The sequence below is a fragment of the Bacillus sp. FJAT-28004 genome, assembly GCF_001280845.1.
GTDB lineage: Bacteria > Bacillota > Bacilli > Paenibacillales > Paenibacillaceae > Pristimantibacillus.
Genome location: NZ_LGHP01000001.1, coordinates 1,178,505 through 1,193,972, shown reverse-complemented (window position 1 = coordinate 1,193,972; position 15,468 = coordinate 1,178,505). Strand labels below are relative to the sequence as shown.

Annotated in this window: 13 protein-coding genes; 5 read left to right on the top strand and 8 right to left on the bottom strand. The window is 46.4% G+C overall.

Going from position 1 to position 15,468, the window contains the following annotated elements; translation table 11 throughout:
- From pstC to AC787_RS04895, 4 genes are all read right to left on the bottom strand, one after another.
- Complete coding sequence (pstC, locus tag AC787_RS04910) at window positions 1-864, bottom strand: phosphate ABC transporter permease subunit PstC (protein WP_235561050.1); 864 nt, start codon at window positions 862-864, stop codon at window positions 1-3.
- A 190-nt stretch (window positions 865-1,054) separates the two neighbouring features.
- On the bottom strand, window positions 1,055-2,056 hold the full coding sequence (locus AC787_RS04905) for a PstS family phosphate ABC transporter substrate-binding protein (RefSeq protein ID WP_054023755.1): 1,002 nt from the start codon (window positions 2,054-2,056) through the stop codon (window positions 1,055-1,057).
- Window positions 2,057-2,156: 100 nt separating this feature from the next.
- Complete coding sequence (locus AC787_RS35295; RefSeq protein WP_414730966.1) at window positions 2,157-2,606, bottom strand: methyl-accepting chemotaxis protein; 450 nt, start codon at window positions 2,604-2,606, stop codon at window positions 2,157-2,159.
- Between the two features lie 1,036 nt (window positions 2,607-3,642).
- Window positions 3,643-5,712 (bottom strand): beta-galactosidase, encoded by a 2,070-nt coding sequence (locus AC787_RS04895; protein WP_054023753.1) that lies wholly within the window; start codon window positions 5,710-5,712, stop codon window positions 3,643-3,645.
- 52 nt (window positions 5,713-5,764) lie between these two features.
- Here AC787_RS04895 and AC787_RS04890 point away from each other — a divergent pair, with 52 nt between their 5' ends.
- From AC787_RS04890 to AC787_RS04875, 4 genes are all read left to right on the top strand, one after another.
- A complete protein-coding gene (locus AC787_RS04890; RefSeq protein ID WP_082360627.1) occupies window positions 5,765-6,682 on the top strand; it encodes an AraC family transcriptional regulator in 918 nt (305 codons plus the stop codon).
- Between the two features lie 722 nt (window positions 6,683-7,404).
- Window positions 7,405-8,592 carry a M20 family metallopeptidase gene (locus AC787_RS04885; RefSeq protein WP_054023751.1) on the top strand — a complete coding sequence of 396 codons (1,188 nt, stop codon included), beginning with the start codon at window positions 7,405-7,407 and terminating at the stop codon, window positions 8,590-8,592.
- 47 nt (window positions 8,593-8,639) lie between these two features.
- Entirely contained in the window at window positions 8,640-9,398 is a 759-nt protein-coding gene (locus AC787_RS04880; protein ID WP_054023750.1) for a threonine/serine exporter family protein, read from the top strand.
- A gap of 19 nt (window positions 9,399-9,417) precedes the next feature.
- Window positions 9,418-9,855 carry a threonine/serine exporter family protein gene (locus AC787_RS04875; protein WP_054023749.1) on the top strand — a complete coding sequence of 146 codons (438 nt, stop codon included), beginning with the start codon at window positions 9,418-9,420 and terminating at the stop codon, window positions 9,853-9,855.
- Window positions 9,856-9,860: 5 nt separating this feature from the next.
- Here AC787_RS04875 and AC787_RS04870 read toward each other — a convergent pair whose 3' ends face one another.
- Window positions 9,861-10,712, bottom strand: coding sequence for a biotin/lipoate A/B protein ligase family protein (locus tag AC787_RS04870; protein WP_054023748.1), 852 nt, complete (start codon window positions 10,710-10,712; stop codon window positions 9,861-9,863).
- Window positions 10,713-10,882: 170 nt separating this feature from the next.
- Between AC787_RS04870 and AC787_RS04865 the strand changes: the two genes are divergently transcribed.
- A complete protein-coding gene (locus AC787_RS04865; RefSeq protein ID WP_054023747.1) occupies window positions 10,883-11,749 on the top strand; it encodes an AraC family transcriptional regulator in 867 nt (288 codons plus the stop codon).
- 23 nt (window positions 11,750-11,772) lie between these two features.
- On the opposite strand, the gene AC787_RS04860 is transcribed toward AC787_RS04865, so the two are convergent.
- From AC787_RS04860 to AC787_RS04850, 3 genes are all read right to left on the bottom strand, one after another.
- On the bottom strand, window positions 11,773-12,495 hold the full coding sequence (locus AC787_RS04860) for a response regulator transcription factor (RefSeq protein WP_054023746.1): 723 nt from the start codon (window positions 12,493-12,495) through the stop codon (window positions 11,773-11,775).
- 108 nt (window positions 12,496-12,603) lie between these two features.
- A complete protein-coding gene (gene pnpS / locus AC787_RS04855) occupies window positions 12,604-14,379 on the bottom strand; it encodes a two-component system histidine kinase PnpS (protein ID WP_054023745.1) in 1,776 nt (591 codons plus the stop codon).
- 38 nt (window positions 14,380-14,417) lie between these two features.
- Complete coding sequence (locus AC787_RS04850) at window positions 14,418-15,395, bottom strand: bile acid:sodium symporter family protein (RefSeq protein WP_054023744.1); 978 nt, start codon at window positions 15,393-15,395, stop codon at window positions 14,418-14,420.
- Window positions 15,396-15,468 lie beyond the last annotated feature (73 nt).

Here is a 15,468-nt window from a genome sequence, read left to right as displayed (position 1 = left end):
TTAGTACTCCTCTCTGAATCTTCTTGCAATATACTGGGCAAGAATATTGAGCAGGAATGTAATGACGAACAACGTCATGCCGACCGCGAAGATCGATCCATACTCAACCGTTCCATGCGGCGTATCCCCAAGGCTGACCTGAACGATATAAGCTGTCATCGTCTGGATGCTCTCGAGCGGATTAGCCGTCATATTAGGTGTAGAGCCTGCCGCTACCGTAACGATCATCGTTTCACCAATCGCCCTTGAGAAAGCAAGTACGGCCGATGCTACGATACCCGAGAAGGCTGCTGGCACAACGATTTTCAAAGCGACCTCGAACCGTGTTGCGCCCAGCGCATATGCGCCGTCTCGCAAGCTGCGCGGTACAGAGGACATCGCATCCTCACTTAGCGAGCAAACCATGGGAATAATCATGATGCCGACAACAATACCGGCACTTAATGCATTGAACACGCCAGCGCTATGAAAAATACTTTGAATAAGCGGTGTTACCAAGCTTAGAGCAAAGTAACCATATACGATTGTTGGCACTCCTGCGAGTACTTCCAAAATCGGTTTAATGATTTTACGAACCCGCTTCGGTGCATATTCTGATAAGTAAATGGCGCTTGCGAGCCCGAGTGGAATAGCAACTAAACAAGCGATAAACGTAATCATTAGCGTGCCTGACAGGAGCGGCAAAACGCCGAAGCTTTTGGGCGGGATTAACGGTGACCATTTGGTCCCAAACAAGAAATCAAAAATTGGTATTTTTTGAAAAAACTGATAGGTCTCTGAGATGAGCGTGACGACAATACCTATTGTTGTTAGAACGGATACGGATGCACATAAGAACAACAGGATTGGCATCACTTTATTCATGATGCTTACGCGTTTATTTTTGAAATCATAGACTTCCTTACTATTTGTTTGAGCCTTACTGACCGTTTGCAGCCCTTGGCTTGGCATTGCAGCGTCCTCCTTCTTGCCTTTACAATTCGTTTACATTTGTGCCGAGAAAAAGGTGATGTCCCTCGAGACACCACACTTTTTCATCCAGTCTGTTCGTTGCTTATTTAATTTTTGCTGCTTCTGTTGCGTATTGCTCATCTGGAAGTGATACATAACCAACTTCACCAGCAAAAGTACCAATGTTGTTGATATAGTATTTAACGAATGCGTTCACTTCTGGACGCTCAAGCTCTTTATTGTTTGCATAGATGTAGAGTGGACGGGACAATGGTGCATAAGATCCATCTTTAATTGTGTCATAAGTTGGTGTAATAGCGCCTTTGCCGCCATCTACAGGGACAACTTTCAATTTATCTTGGTTTTCTTCAAAGTAAGCAAAACCGAAGTAGCCAATACCGTATTTGCTGCCTGCTACACCTTGTACAAGTGCGTTGTCATCTTCTGAGAAGCTGATTGCTTTATCATTGCGAATGCCTGCTTTGTCAAGAATAGCTTCATTAAAGTAGTCATAAGTTCCGGAATCAGCGCCTGGCGAGAACATAACGATCGGCTCAGCAGGGAATGTATCACGAACATCTTTCCAAGTAGCAACTGTGCTGCCTGTTACAAAAATCTTGTTCAACTCTTCAACTGTCAAGTGATCAATGAAATCATTGTCTTTGCTTACTACGACTGACAAACCATCAAATGCTACAGATAGTTCTGTATACTCGATGCCAGCATCTTTACAAGCTGTTGCTTCTTCTTCTTTGATCGGGCGGGAAGCATCTGCAATGGCAATCTCGCCTGCACAAAATTGTTTGAATCCGCCGCCTGTACCGGATACACCTACTGGAACGCGTACGTCGCTGTGCTCTTTGTTGAACTCTTCTGCAGCAGCCTCAGTAAGTGGAAATACGGTGCTTGAACCGTCGATTTTAATTTCGCCTGACAATTTCACATTTTCACCAGCTGGTGCGTTTGTTGCTGTGTTAGTCGCAGATCCTGTATTTTCTGAACCTTTATTTCCGCCGTTTGTATTATTACCACATGCAGCCGCAAATGCGAGCAGCGCCACCATCGACAACATCAAAATTCCTTTAAACCCTTTTTTCTTTAACAACTCTACCACTCCTCTTATTATGTCTGTAAGGGTTCGCCCCTGTGCCTCTTATACTACTAGCCGTTTGTAAACCTCGTATTCTGTTTTTGTAAACTCCATGTTAAAAATATGATTGCTGTAATTTTTTCATTTCAAAAGCTACATGAACCGCTTGCTGATGTGCCTGCTCGGACAAATCGCCAATTTGCTTCGCGCTATTTCGGTTATCTGCCGCCGCTTGGAAAAGATGATTAAACGCATCCACGGCTTCATTGATATGCGCTTCGCTAGAGATCGTCTCCATTCGGCCCGAATGTGCGAGATTCGTCGTTTGTGATATGGCGTCCACAATCGTTCCCGTCAAGGTCGTAATTTCGTTCGCAAATTGTTTCGTTTGGCCAGCCAGCTTCATCACTTCACCAGCCACTACCGCAAAGCCGCGCCCATGCTCCCCTGCACGCGCTGCTTCTATAGAAGCATTAAGTGCAAGTAAATTACTCATCTCAGCCAGTTCTTTAATTAATAATGATACTTTGTTGATAGAACCTGCTTCAGACTGAAGCTCATTCATCCGCTTTTCCTGAAGCTCAGAATTCAACGTAATGGCGTTAAATGCTTTCGTTACTTTATCAAGCTCATTTTTGCCAGTAAGGGTCAAATCAACCATATCTACCGACATCGACTCGCCCTGCTCGGTAGACTTGCGTACGCTGCTGACCGCTTGTTCGATCTCTCTCACCCGCTGCTCTGCAGAGCGTATCGTACTCATTTGCGTTTCCACCGCTTCCTGCTGCAGCAGTCTGGATAGCTTAAGCATGTCCGATACAGTCAATATGCCTGCAAGCTTATTTTTTAACGTTACGATGACGCAATCATAAAGCACGCTATCGTGGCGGCTTAATGCGCTGTCAATGAGCTGCTGTGGTGCATAATCATAATCCACCATGAGCGGACTCGCATCCATAAGCTTCGTAGTAGGCTTGTCATCATACAAATCTGCGCTAAATCGATGTCCGAGCTTCAAGAAGAATCGATTGCGCATCATCAAACCGATAGGTGCTCCTTGCTCCCCCGTTACGATGACGCATTCACTTTCTGGATGTTTCTTAAACACAGCGATCGTCTCACGGCAAGTTTGCTCTGCGCCTATGGTTGGTGCCTGACGCAAAAAATGATGTAAGCGCGCTGCTTCTGTTTTTACCGGATTAATCGTTATTTCAACAGCAGGCTGCTCCTCTTGCTTAGCAGAACTTTCAGCGGTTCCTTTTACCTCACCAGTTTGCAATTCATTTCCGTTAAGTGATGTGTTTAGAGCCGTACGCTCTTTTTTCTCGATAGCTGATTGTTTTTCTTTATCTAGAACAGTCGCTGTCACTCACCCTCACCCTTCCTTCTTTTGCCTTATGCACTCACTATAGGTCGTAAGCATCAAATGAAATAAGCAGAAATGTTATCGGAATGTTAAATTCGACAATATCATTTGTAATTACCGTAAAAGCATACCTATTGCACCTGCCAATAGGAGAGTCTTTATGACTAAACAAAAAAAGCTGTGTGCCGCGTACAATTTCTTGTACGTTTCACACAGCTTCTCTATGAGACTAGTATTATTTGGATGCCCGTTTCAAAATTCGGCAGCTATAAGCAGCAATATCGATGTTATCTACTGCTGCAACACTCGTTAACAAGTCAGTGTAACTTTGAGAATCTAAAGCAACCGAAACCTTTTTATCGCTAAAGTTGGATACAAAGACGTAATCGCTCTCACCATCCGTCCTTAATTGTGCAGTTACGCCATGCGGCAGCTCTGAATCGAGAACGCGTTTGATCCCTTCTTGCTCTACAATTCGAGTCAGCAAGTCGTTCGTAAAGGCTGCTTCGTTGCGCGATGCAATGTAGTAGGCTTTGCCTGTACCCAAATGATTTACCGTTAAAGCAGGACGACCCGCATAGAAATCATCTCCGTAAACGGCAAGTGCCTCCGCACCTTCAAGATGGATGAGATCACATAGCTCGCGTGCAGTATATTGGCCGCTCAGTCCAAGTATGTTTCCGTCCTTCAACACGACTTGATTTGAATCATGGTCATGCAGCGAATCGATCTCCTCGGACCAAATACCTAGTGTCTTCCGCAGCGGCCCTGGGAAACCTGTTAGGAAGCACAGGTCGTTCTCATCGACGATACCCGTCCAGTAAGTCGCGACGAAAGTACCGCCATTTTCGACAAAACGTTCAATGCGCTCGCCTACACCTGGTCGCATCATATATAGCATAGGGGCAACAAGGAGCTTGTACGAATCAAAATTGCATTCCGAATCAATAATATCCACCGGTACACCAAGATCCCAGAACGGACGATAATGGCGCTTTGCCGTTTCCTCATAATGAAGACCGCCATTGCGCGGGCCTTGCGAATCCTTCACTGCCCAGCGATTCTCCCAATCATAAATGAGCGCTACTTCCGGCTTCACGGTTGTACCAACTACTTCAGTCAGCTTCTCAAGCGTCGCGCCAAGCTCAGCAACGTCACGGAATACACGCGTATGCTCATGACCAACATGATCCACTACTGCGCCATGAAGTTTCTCGCTTGAGCCTCTGCTCTTGCGCCACTGGAAATACTGCACAGTATCCGAGCCATGCGCGACTGCTTGAAGCGAGGAAAGCATATGCATGCCTGGACGCTTCACTTTACTGATCGGCTGCCAATTCGTCATGCTCGGAGTGCTTTCCATCAGCATGAACGGCTTCCCCCCGCCAAGCGAACGGAACACATCATGGTTGAAGCCGATCCATGCCGCCTGCTCGCTGTCATCTCCGCCATTGTCATGCCAAGTCGGGTATGCATCCCACGAGATCATATCAAGCAGCTCCGTAAACTTCCAATAATTAAGCGGCTCATAATCAAGCATGAAGTTCGTCGTAATCGGAAGCTCACTGTTAGCTGCGCGCAGCGGAGCAATTTCGTTACGGCAGAAATCAACCGTTTGATCCGTAACAAATCTTCTCCAGTCGACGTTCTGACCGTGAACGGCTTTCTCGCCGCGTTCCGATGGAGACTCGACTTGGTTCCAATCGGAATACGTATGACTCCAGAACGTCGTCCACCAAGCATCGTTAAGCGATTCAAGAGTACCGTATTTATTTTTTAGCCAAGCGCGAAAAGCGTCTTCACAATATGAGCAATGGCATTCGCCGCTGTACTCATTAGAAATATGCCAGCCGATAACCGCAGGGTGATCCGAATAACGTTCAGCCAGCTTAGTATTCATAATCGTTACCTTCTCGCGATATACAGGTGAGCTGAAGCAATGGTTGTGACGCGCACCATGCAAATTACGAATTCCGTTAGGCGCAACGCGCAGCACTTCCGGATATTTTTGAGACATCCATATTGGACGTGCTCCGCTTGGCGTAGCGAGCAGTGCATAAATGCCGTTAGCAGCAAATTTATCAAGCAATGTATCCAGCCATTCAAAGGTAAATACACCTTCCTCCGGCTCGATAGCCATCCATGCAAAAATCCCTACGGACATCACGTTGCAATGCGCAAGCTTCATGAGCCGAATGTCTTCCTCCAGCACCTCAGGATACTTCTGCCATTGATCTGGGTTATAATCTGCACCATGCAGCATTTGTGGTATTTTTGCACTTATCGGGGGAAATTTCAAACTCATCTCATCTGCCTCCATTTTAGTCTTGATTGTAGCTATTATTGGATATACTATAATGATATTCATATTATATCTCGTTCATCGATCCAACTATATAACAGTATTTTCGCATCATTATAAAAATATGAAACAGGAGGCCACCGCTATCGACACGATGGTTTTTCCGATTTTGACAGAGACAGACAAGACACTCCCCGTTTATCTCACGAGCATCGGGCATTGGAGCGATCAAGAGCCAATTGACCGTCCGAACGGTTATCCTTATTTTCAATGGCTGCAAGTGATAAGCGGCTCGGGCGAGCTCCATGTTGGCGATCAGCAGATGACCGTTCGAGCTGGACAAGGGTTCTGCCTGTTTCCGAATGAGCAGCATCAATACTTTTCAACACAAGCGCCTTGGGAAATCATTTGGATGAGCTTTAGAGGCGATTTATCCGACAAGCTGTTCAGGCAGGCTGGAATTACACAATCTGGTGTCTATTCGACTGCCGATCATGATATGATTGTTACCCACATGAAAAACATTTACGCGATGACGCAATCAGGCCGTTCCTTTCTCGGGCTCGAATGCTCGAAGCTGGTTTACATGTTTTTACTTGATTTAATGAAGGTTATTCTTGTAAGCTCGCACTCGGTAGAACAAAACTACTTGAAGCTGCAGCCTGTTCTTCATTATATTGAAGCGAATTATAGCAAGCTCATTACGATAAAGGATTTAGCAGGCTGTATTGATGTAACGCCGCAGTACCTATGCTTGCTTTTCAAGAAAGCACTGAAAATGAGGCCGATGGCATACGTCAACCGGGAGCGTGTCAATCGGAGCAAAGAGCTTATGTTCCGCGAGAGTGAGATCAAAATGCATGAAATATCCCAGCGCGTCGGCTTCGACTCACCCAGCTACTTCAGCTCCGTCTTTAGACGGCTTGAAGGGCTAAGCCCAGAGCAATTCAAAAAAATTCACGGCATGCGTTAATTAGCTGACAAATGGAAGGCGGCGAGTGAGCGGGCTCCGTAAGAACCTATAGGTTCTTACAAACGCTCAGCTATGTTACTTTTGAGGCTGTATGAACACATGCGTGCTTATTGCGTTCTTTCGGTGGTTGGCAGCAGCCTTGACGGGCTCCGTAAGAACCTATAGGTTCTTACTAGCGCTCAGCTATGTTACTTTTGAGGCTGTAAGAACACATGCGTGCTTATTGCGTTCTTTCGGTGGCTGGCAGCAGCCTTGACGGGCTCCGTAAGAACCTATAGGTTCTTACAAGCGCTCAGCTATGTTACTTTTGGGGCTGTAAGAACATATGCGTGCTTATTGCGTTCTTTCGGTGGCTGGCAGCAGCCTTGACGGGCTCCGTAAGAACCTATAGGTTCTTACAAGCGCTCAGCTATGTTACTTTTGGGGCTGTAAGAACATATGCGTGCTTATTGCGTTCTTTCGGTGGCTGGCAGCAGCCTTGACGGGCTCCGTAAGAACCTATAGGTTCTTACAAGCGCTCAGCTATGTTACTTTTGGGGCTGTAAGAACATATGCGTGCTTATTGCGTTCTTTCGGTGGCTGGCAGCACCCTTGACGGGCTCCGTAAGAACCTATAGGTTCTTACAGGCGCTCAGCTATGTTACTTTTGAGGCTGTAAGAACATATGCGTGCTTACAGCACAATTCATATGTTTCACATCATTGCAGGAGGTTAAATACATCATGACCGATAAAAAACTTATATTTAATGAGATTGATCAATATGCGGAGGATTTTCGCACGATATCACGTTCAGTGGGCAGCCGACCTGAGCTCGGACATGAGGAATTTTTTGCTTCTGAGTTGCTTTGTACGGAGCTTGTAAAATACGGCTTTGAGGTTGAACGCGGCATTCTTGGCATCGAGACATCTTTTATCGCCTTTTTTGATACCGGTACCCCAGGGCCGACGGTTGGTTTCTTATGCGAATATGATGCGCTGCCAGAAATCGGACATGCTTGTGGGCATCATCTCATCTGCTCGATGAGCGTCGCGGCAGCTGTTGGACTTAAAGCATCGCTGCTAAGCAGCGGCATTGGCGGGAAAATTCGCATCTATGGCACTCCAGCGGAGGAAACACGCGGCGCCAAAGTGCCTATGGCTGCGGCAGGCTTATTCGATGACTGCGACTTTGCTTTAATGGCGCATCCATACCATACTTTTGAACGTTCTGGAGAATCATTGGCGCTCGATGCCGTGCAGTTTGAATTTCATGGTCTAGCTTCACATGCAGCTGCAAGTCCGTACGAAGGAATTAATGCACTGGATGCTGTACTTCAACTATTCAATAGCGTGAACGCGCTTCGTCAGCAAACACGCAGCGATGCACGCATTCATGGTATTATTGACAACGGCGGCAAAGCGCCGAACATCATTCCTGACTACGCATCGGCTAAATTTTATGTTCGCTCGTCTTCACGCACATATACAAACGAGCTTACCGCCAAAGTTCTACGCTGTGCAGAAGGCGCAGCATTGCAGACGGGATGCACCCTTACAACTAACCATTTCGAGTTCTCTTACGACGAGCTTCTTACGAATGAAGCATTATCTGAGCAGTTTAACGCAAATCTCATCGAAGCAGGCATCCGGCCTGAACAAATCGAAATCGGCAAGGATCATGGCTCGCTTGATTTAGGCAATGTTTCCGTTCGCTGTCCAGCTATCCATCCTTTCGTTAAGGTGGTACAGGATCGTCTGCTGCTTCATACTGAGGCGTTTCGCGATGCGGCAATGACCGAATATGCACTAGACAGCATGCTCTTCGGTGCCAAAATGCTGGCGGCAACTGCATTCGACGTATTTGCCGATCCTGCGCTGCTCGCTCGTATTCGTTCCGAATTCGAGCATCAAACAAAAACCAGCGAGTAAGAACTGGTTATAGATCATCTTCGCTCGGAATGGGGAGGCAGGCCACAATGGATAAGAGCATTATCAATAGTCACGAGATTACACAAATTTGCTTATTGGCCGGTAAAATCATTTTGCAAAACGGCGGCGAGACCTATCGTGTCGAGGATACGATGTCCCGAATTGCAGCTGCCTACGGCATAGAGAACTCCCATAGCTTCGTCACGCCGACCGGTATTATTTTTGCCATTGACGGTTCGTCCCAAATGACGAAGCTCATTCGAATTTCCGAGCGTTCAACGAATTTGCTTAAAGTATCGTTAGTAAACGATATTTCCAGAAAAATTAGTACGGGCACACTCGCTGCTGGCGAAGCACACCGGCTTTTGCAAGAAATAGACACAAATGCTTTCGTTTATCCTGTCTGGATGAAGATCGTAGCAGCTGCTATAGCGAGCGGCTGCTTCCTCATCATGTTCCAAGGCAGCTGGAGCGACTTCATTCCTGTCGTGCTCATCAGTGGCATCAGCTTCGGTTTTTTGGTTAAGCTGCACAGGATCGTGCCGATCAAATTTTTTTCCGAGTTTTTAACGGCTTTGCTGATCGGTTCCTTGTCCGTGCTGTTTGTACATAATGGATATGGTTATGACCTCGATAAAATCATCATTGGCTCCGTTATGCCTCTCGTACCTGGCTTACATATTACAGCAGCAGTCAGAGACCTGATGGCGGGCCATCTCGTATCAGGGCTTTCGAAGGGAGCGGAAGCTTTTCTCACCGCATTCGCTGTGGGCGCGGGCATAGCCGCGGTGCTCTCGTTTTATTAATCGAACAATTCGGAGGTGTATGACGTTGGCGATATTGGAACAGTTAATAACTAGCTTCATCGCTTCAGCAGCCTTCGGTCTCATCTTCAACGTACCGAAGCGAACGCTTGCGCACTGCGGCGTTGTTGGCATGATAGGCTGGTTCATCTATATATCTTGCACAGAGATGTCGCTAGATACGATACCTGCGACGTTAATCGCTGCTTTTATCGTAACCGTAATCAGTCAATTGTTTTCAAAGCTATACAAAACTCCCATTATCGTCTTTAGCGTATCCGGCATCATCCCTTTAGTTCCTGGAGGACTCGCCTATGATGCGATGAGAAACGTCGTGGAAGATAACTATGATATTGCTGTACAGCTAGCCGTAAAAGCCTTCATGCTTTCGGGAGCCATTGCAATTGGACTCATATTCTCGGAGGTCGTCAATCAGATCATCCGAAAAACTGAACGTTAATGCATTTATTGTGATTGAATGGCATACCTAGTGCGCAATATATCTGCCATTCCCAAAATTTGCTCCTTCGTCGGCATTTCAAGCTTCGACTCTGCTTCGCTCATACCCGCTTCCGTCTGTCGCGAAGCAATGATTCGTTTAACTGCATTGACAAAAGCTTCTCCGGCCCCTGCACCGAGTGGCGTCAATTGCTCCAAACTAGCCGTGCTTTCAGCAGCCACAAGCGGATAATCGTTTTTGCTCTCCCCCATTGCTGCTTTATCGTAGAAGGATCGAACGAAGCGAGCCCGCTCCTGACCAGATCCATCGGCAACGATAAATGCTTGTACAATAAAAGCATGCGTCTGCCTGCGCTGAGCGATACCGCAGAACTTAAATCCGTTTATGCTCAAATCAAACTCGCCTGGACAATAAGCACCTTTGATTTCCCCTTTATCTACCTGACAGCCTGTCTCCTTAAGCGCAAGACGAATCAACCCATACATTTTTTCAAAATCATCATGAAAATGAAAAGAGTCCACTGCTTTTTTCGGCATAATCAGTGATATATTAATGACCCCCAAATCAAGCGGAACCGCAGCTCCTCCTGAATTGCGTACTGCAGTTGACCATCCTTCTGATTGAAGAGACATTTCGGCATCGGCAGCTCCTGGCAATCGACTGTCGCGCAGTCCCATGACAAAAGCTCTTGGGTGGCGCCATATATGACAGATTGCCGGACCTCCCTGCCCTGTTCTTCTGCATAGCAGCTCATCCAGCGCAAACGGATATAATACATCTAACTCATCCAGCTCATTCATTCGGTCGAGCAGCAGTATATTGTCCATCCCAAAATCCTTTAACGAATCCCGTTCCATATGTCGTCCAGCCCTCTCTGCTATTCGTTCCACGTACTTGCTATGTGATCTCTATTTTAACGATAAATGAGCAAAAGCGCATCATTTATGCTGCCTCCTTATTGCTAATGGTGAAAGCATTCACTACAATAAGGTTATTGTCATGCAGCGCCAAGGGGGTAACATTAGATTTGGAAGCTATAAATGAAAAAGTCGCATACGAAAACCCGTTGCTGTCGCTGCGCGTTTTTCGCCCCATTCGCAGTCTGGACGGTTACACAAACTGGCATTATCATAAACAGGTTGAGGTGCTGCTCATTCTTGAGGGTGAGCTGGACGTTTACGTGGATGAAGAAAACTTCCACCTGACTTCTGGCGACATCCTTCTCATCGGAGCTTCCGAGCTGCACTCCGATCGCAGCCATAACTCGCTCGATTATATTGTGCTTCAATTCGATCTGGAACCGTTTTTTGATCAAAGCACGATTCCATATATGCGTTATTTTTCTGAGACCCAAACGCCACTCAGTAAAGCGAATTACATTTTCCAAGAGAACAATACGGCAAAGCAGCAAGCTGCCTCTTACATTCATCAGCTATTGCACGAGACGACTCATAAGGAAACCGGCTATGAGCTTGCAGTCAGCGTTCTAGTCAAGCAAATCTTGCTGCTCTTGCTCCGCAACGACAGCCGTAAGGTACTAATTGAGCAAGATAACTTTGAACGCATCCGCCTTAAGCCGGTGCTCGATTATATCGAGAATCATTTGACGGATCGTATTCAAGTCGAAGAGGTTTGTAAGATCGCGAATATGAGCTATTACTATTTCGTAAAATATTTCAAGAAAACGATCGGTCTTTCATTTACGGAATATGTGAATTATCGCAAGGTGAAGTGGGCAGAGCGAATATTACTAACGAAGGATTTGAGCATTTCGGAGGTTGGCGAGCGAATCGGGATGCCGAATATGGCACATTTCTATAAAATGTTTAAAAAATACAACGACTGCTCGCCTAAGCAATTCCAGCGTAAAATGCTCGTGCTGAATCGGCAATAGTTATTAGAAAAAGCTCGTCCACCCTATAATTTCGGGGTAACGAGCTTTTTTGGCATAACGAGCTTATAACCTACACCACGGATGGATTCGATTTGGACAGATTGTTGACCGAGCTCCAGCTTCTTCCGCAATGAACTCACATGAACATCAACCGTACGCTGACCACCGATATAATCGAAGCCCCATACGACATTCATAAGATCGTCCCGTGTAATAACCATGCCTGGACGCTGTACTAAATAAAGCAGAACCTCGAATTCCTTCGGTCTAAGCGGAATCGTATCGCCGTTTAAGATGACCTCATATTTCTCGGGATAGATAGACAAATCACCAGCTGTAATGACTTTCTCAGATGACTCAATTGGCTTGCTGTCATCAAGCTGTGTCCGACGAAGCACCGCTGAGACGCGTGCCAGAAGCTCTGCAACGCCAAACGGCTTCGTAATATAATCGTCAGCACCATGCTTCAGTCCTTGCACTACCTCTTCCTCAGCATTGCGAGCTGTTAAAATAATGACCGGTGTTCTTACGCCGTTTTGGCGAAGACGGTTTAATATTTCAAAACCGTTCATGCCTGGTAGCATGATATCGAGGATGACCAAATCGAAACTACGCTGCAAAGCGGTTTGCAAGCCTTCACCGCCATGATCGATAACGGTCGTTTCATAGCCCTCTTGGGTTAAATTGTACGACAGAAGCCTTGCTAATGTCGGTTCATCTTCAATGACGAGCACTTTATGCGACATGTTACCTCCAACCTGGCGAATGGCGGCGTCAAAGACGCCGCATCCGCATATTTAGAACGTTTAGCTTTAGTTTATCATGGATTCATGAAGAATAGGTAAATCTTTTTTCTATTGCAGGACAGGCAGCTCGATCGTAAACGTTGATCCTACACCAACATCACTCGTTACCGTGATTGTTCCTTTATGAAGCTCAATGAGATGCTTTACAATCGATAAGCCAAGCCCCGTGCCGCCTGAGCTGCGCGAACGCGCTTTGTCTACACGATAAAACCGTTCAAATATACGCGGCAAGTCCTTCTTCGGAATGCCGATGCCGGAATCGCTAATCTGGATGCGAATATGATCATCACCGATACCTTCAACCTTCAAGGAAACGCGGCCGCCTTCAGGGGTATAGTTGATGCCGTTCGATAACAAGTTCATTATAATTTGACGCAATCGGTCCTCATCGGCTTCGACATAAAGTCCTGGCTCGATGTTCATGCTAAGCTCAATGCTTTTGCGAGCAGCCTCCGATTCCATAAGCTTGATTGATTTGTGGACGAATGTATCTACTTCCACTGGAGAGAATATGAGTGGTACGCGGCGCGACTCGATTTTGGACAGCTCCAATATATCTCCGATTAAGCGGTTAAGCCGATCGGACTCATCGAATATGATTTGCAGAAACGAACGTGCAGTTTCTTCGTCGTTAACCGCGCCGCCAAGCAGAGTCTCGGCAAAACCTTTTACTGCGGTAATCGGCGTTTTCAGCTCATGGGAGACGTTTGCGACAAATTCACTGCGCATCCTCTCCAGTCTGCGAATGGCCGAAACGTCCTGCAGTACGAGCAGTACGCCTGAGAAATCATTCCCCTCCGGATGAATCGGCACTAGATTAAGCTCAAGCAGCCTCTCCTCCGGAAAGTAAAACGTAATTTCCTCTCGCAGATGCTGTTTGTTCTTAAGGCCCTCCTGTATCATTTTCGATAACTCATACTGCTGCTTCGCTTCCGCGTAATGACGTCCGACCAGTTCACGGGCTGAGAAGCCGAGCACTTCCTCCGCACGCCTGTTCATAAGTACGATTTTTCCATTAAGGTCAATCATTACGATTCCGTTAATCATATTATCGAGAACGCTCTCGAGCTGATTCTCATTTTGCTGGATACGTGTCATTTGAATTTGCAAGCTGTCCGCCATCGCATTAATGGCATTTCCTAGCTCACCAATTTCATCTTGTTTCGTTACTTTCACCCTTGCCAGGTAATCCATGTTTTTGATGCGCTTGGCAACCTTCGTAATTTGCTCCAGCGGTCTCGTCAGTCCGAGCGCAAGCCGGTAGCTTATAAATGCGGCAAATAGGAAAAGTACCAGCAACCCTAAGAACAGCATCATCGTCAATTGACGTATGCTTTCATCCACTTCCTTCAAACTCATCGCTAAACGAATGACATCTGGTGCTTGATCGGGCACTACTTCTACAGGAATAGCGACATAAATCATATTTTGTTTAACCGTTTCACTAGCCCGAATCGATCTTCCAGTTCCTGAAGCCAACGCTTCCTTAATTTCTGTACGGTTAAGATGGTTATCCATATCCCTCGGATCTACATTTGAATCACCTAACACGACGCCGTCATTGCGAATAAACGTTACACGAGCACCAGTATAGCGCTGCAGCTCTTTCGCCTCATCCGAATAATAGTCAAATAAGGAAGAAATTTCGCCTGATTTCCAATTCATTTTTGCCGAAATGATCTGCATCTCGCGAACCATATTGTCTTCAAGCGCGTTTATATGGTTTTCTTTGAACGTTTTCACCATAAATAATCCTGCTGCACTGACCGATAATGCGATCATCGCAATCATGATGAGCGTCAGCCTAGTGCGAAAGCTGTTCATCTAAGTTCACTCCCTATGTTTAATCATTCACACATCGTTTATCGTACATGCGTCACTGTACTTTCGCTACCCTTGTTATTATTAAGTTTTTGTAAAACGTAATGAAACACTGTGGCTAGGGGCTGCTGAATAAGAATGGATAGCACAACAGGTACAGCAGCTAGCGGACTAAAATAGCCGAGTGCCAGCACGATGCCGAGAGAAATGTTGCGCATGCCTGTCGCATACGACACGGTCACCTGCTGCTCGCGTTTACGCAGCGGTGCCGTTCCTATGTAGCCGAAGGCGTAACATGCACTTACCAGCAGCACGACAATCGGAACGAGCAGCAGCATGTCCTGTTTCAGCTCGCCCAAATGAGGCGCGATAGCCGATGCATTTAATGAGACGACGCCCACGAAGCAAAACTTAGAAAGCGGCGACGTATAGGGATGCACGATGCTTTGAATGCGTCCTCGGCTCATTTGATTGAGAGCTACGCCAATAATAGTAGGAAGTACAATAATTACGAGTAAATCAACAATAATTGGCCCTGCCTTCACTTCAACTGCTGAGTCAAAAAACAGATGGATGCCTGCTGGCACAACCAGTGGACTAAGTGCAGAGTCCAGCACGACCATGGCAAGCATAAGCGGAACGCTGCCGCCGGACATCCCAACCCAAAGTACGGTAGACACTCCGATTGGTATAAGGGTAAACAAGACGAGGCCTACCACATAGGGGGAATCCGCACCGAATGCGAGTGCGCCAAGTCCATAGGCTGCTAACGGGGATACTATATGAGCGATTAAGAAGGTCAGCCCCATAATGCCAGGCCGTTTCAATACCTCTCGCAATTGTCCTAAGCCGCAGCCAATGGCCATCGTTAGCGTTACATAAGCAAATAAGTATGGGACCATTTCAATAAAAGGTTGAAGCTGAGATGCAAACAGAAAACCAAGTATCAACGATCCTGGAATAATGATGAACATCCATTTCTCAAATTGCTGATTAAAAGCTAAACCCCATTCACGCATGATCTTTCCCTCATTTACCTCTTCTAGTCGATTTTGTACATAAGCTATATAATAACATAGACACTCCGCACAT

What these genes read in the sequence shown, in the direction of transcription:
- pstC (WP_235561050.1), bottom strand. Translation starts at nt 864, where the DNA reads ATGAATAAAGTGATGCCAATCCTGTTGTTCTTATGTGCATCCGTATCC.
- AC787_RS35295 (WP_414730966.1), bottom strand. Translation starts at nt 2,606, where the DNA reads ATGAATGAGCTTCAGTCTGAAGCAGGTTCTATCAACAAAGTATCATTA.
- AC787_RS04895 (WP_054023753.1), bottom strand. Translation starts at nt 5,712, where the DNA reads ATGAGTTTGAAATTTCCCCCGATAAGTGCAAAAATACCACAAATGCTG.
- AC787_RS04890 (WP_082360627.1), top strand. Translation starts at nt 5,765, where the DNA reads ATGATATTCATATTATATCTCGTTCATCGATCCAACTATATAACAGTA.
- AC787_RS04885 (WP_054023751.1), top strand. Translation starts at nt 7,405, where the DNA reads ATGACCGATAAAAAACTTATATTTAATGAGATTGATCAATATGCGGAG.
- AC787_RS04880 (WP_054023750.1), top strand. Translation starts at nt 8,640, where the DNA reads ATGGATAAGAGCATTATCAATAGTCACGAGATTACACAAATTTGCTTA.
- AC787_RS04875 (WP_054023749.1), top strand. Translation starts at nt 9,418, where the DNA reads ATGACGTTGGCGATATTGGAACAGTTAATAACTAGCTTCATCGCTTCA.
- AC787_RS04870 (WP_054023748.1), bottom strand. Translation starts at nt 10,712, where the DNA reads ATGGAACGGGATTCGTTAAAGGATTTTGGGATGGACAATATACTGCTG.
- AC787_RS04860 (WP_054023746.1), bottom strand. Translation starts at nt 12,495, where the DNA reads ATGTCGCATAAAGTGCTCGTCATTGAAGATGAACCGACATTAGCAAGG.
- pnpS (WP_054023745.1), bottom strand. Translation starts at nt 14,379, where the DNA reads ATGAACAGCTTTCGCACTAGGCTGACGCTCATCATGATTGCGATGATC.
- AC787_RS04850 (WP_054023744.1), bottom strand. Translation starts at nt 15,395, where the DNA reads ATGCGTGAATGGGGTTTAGCTTTTAATCAGCAATTTGAGAAATGGATG.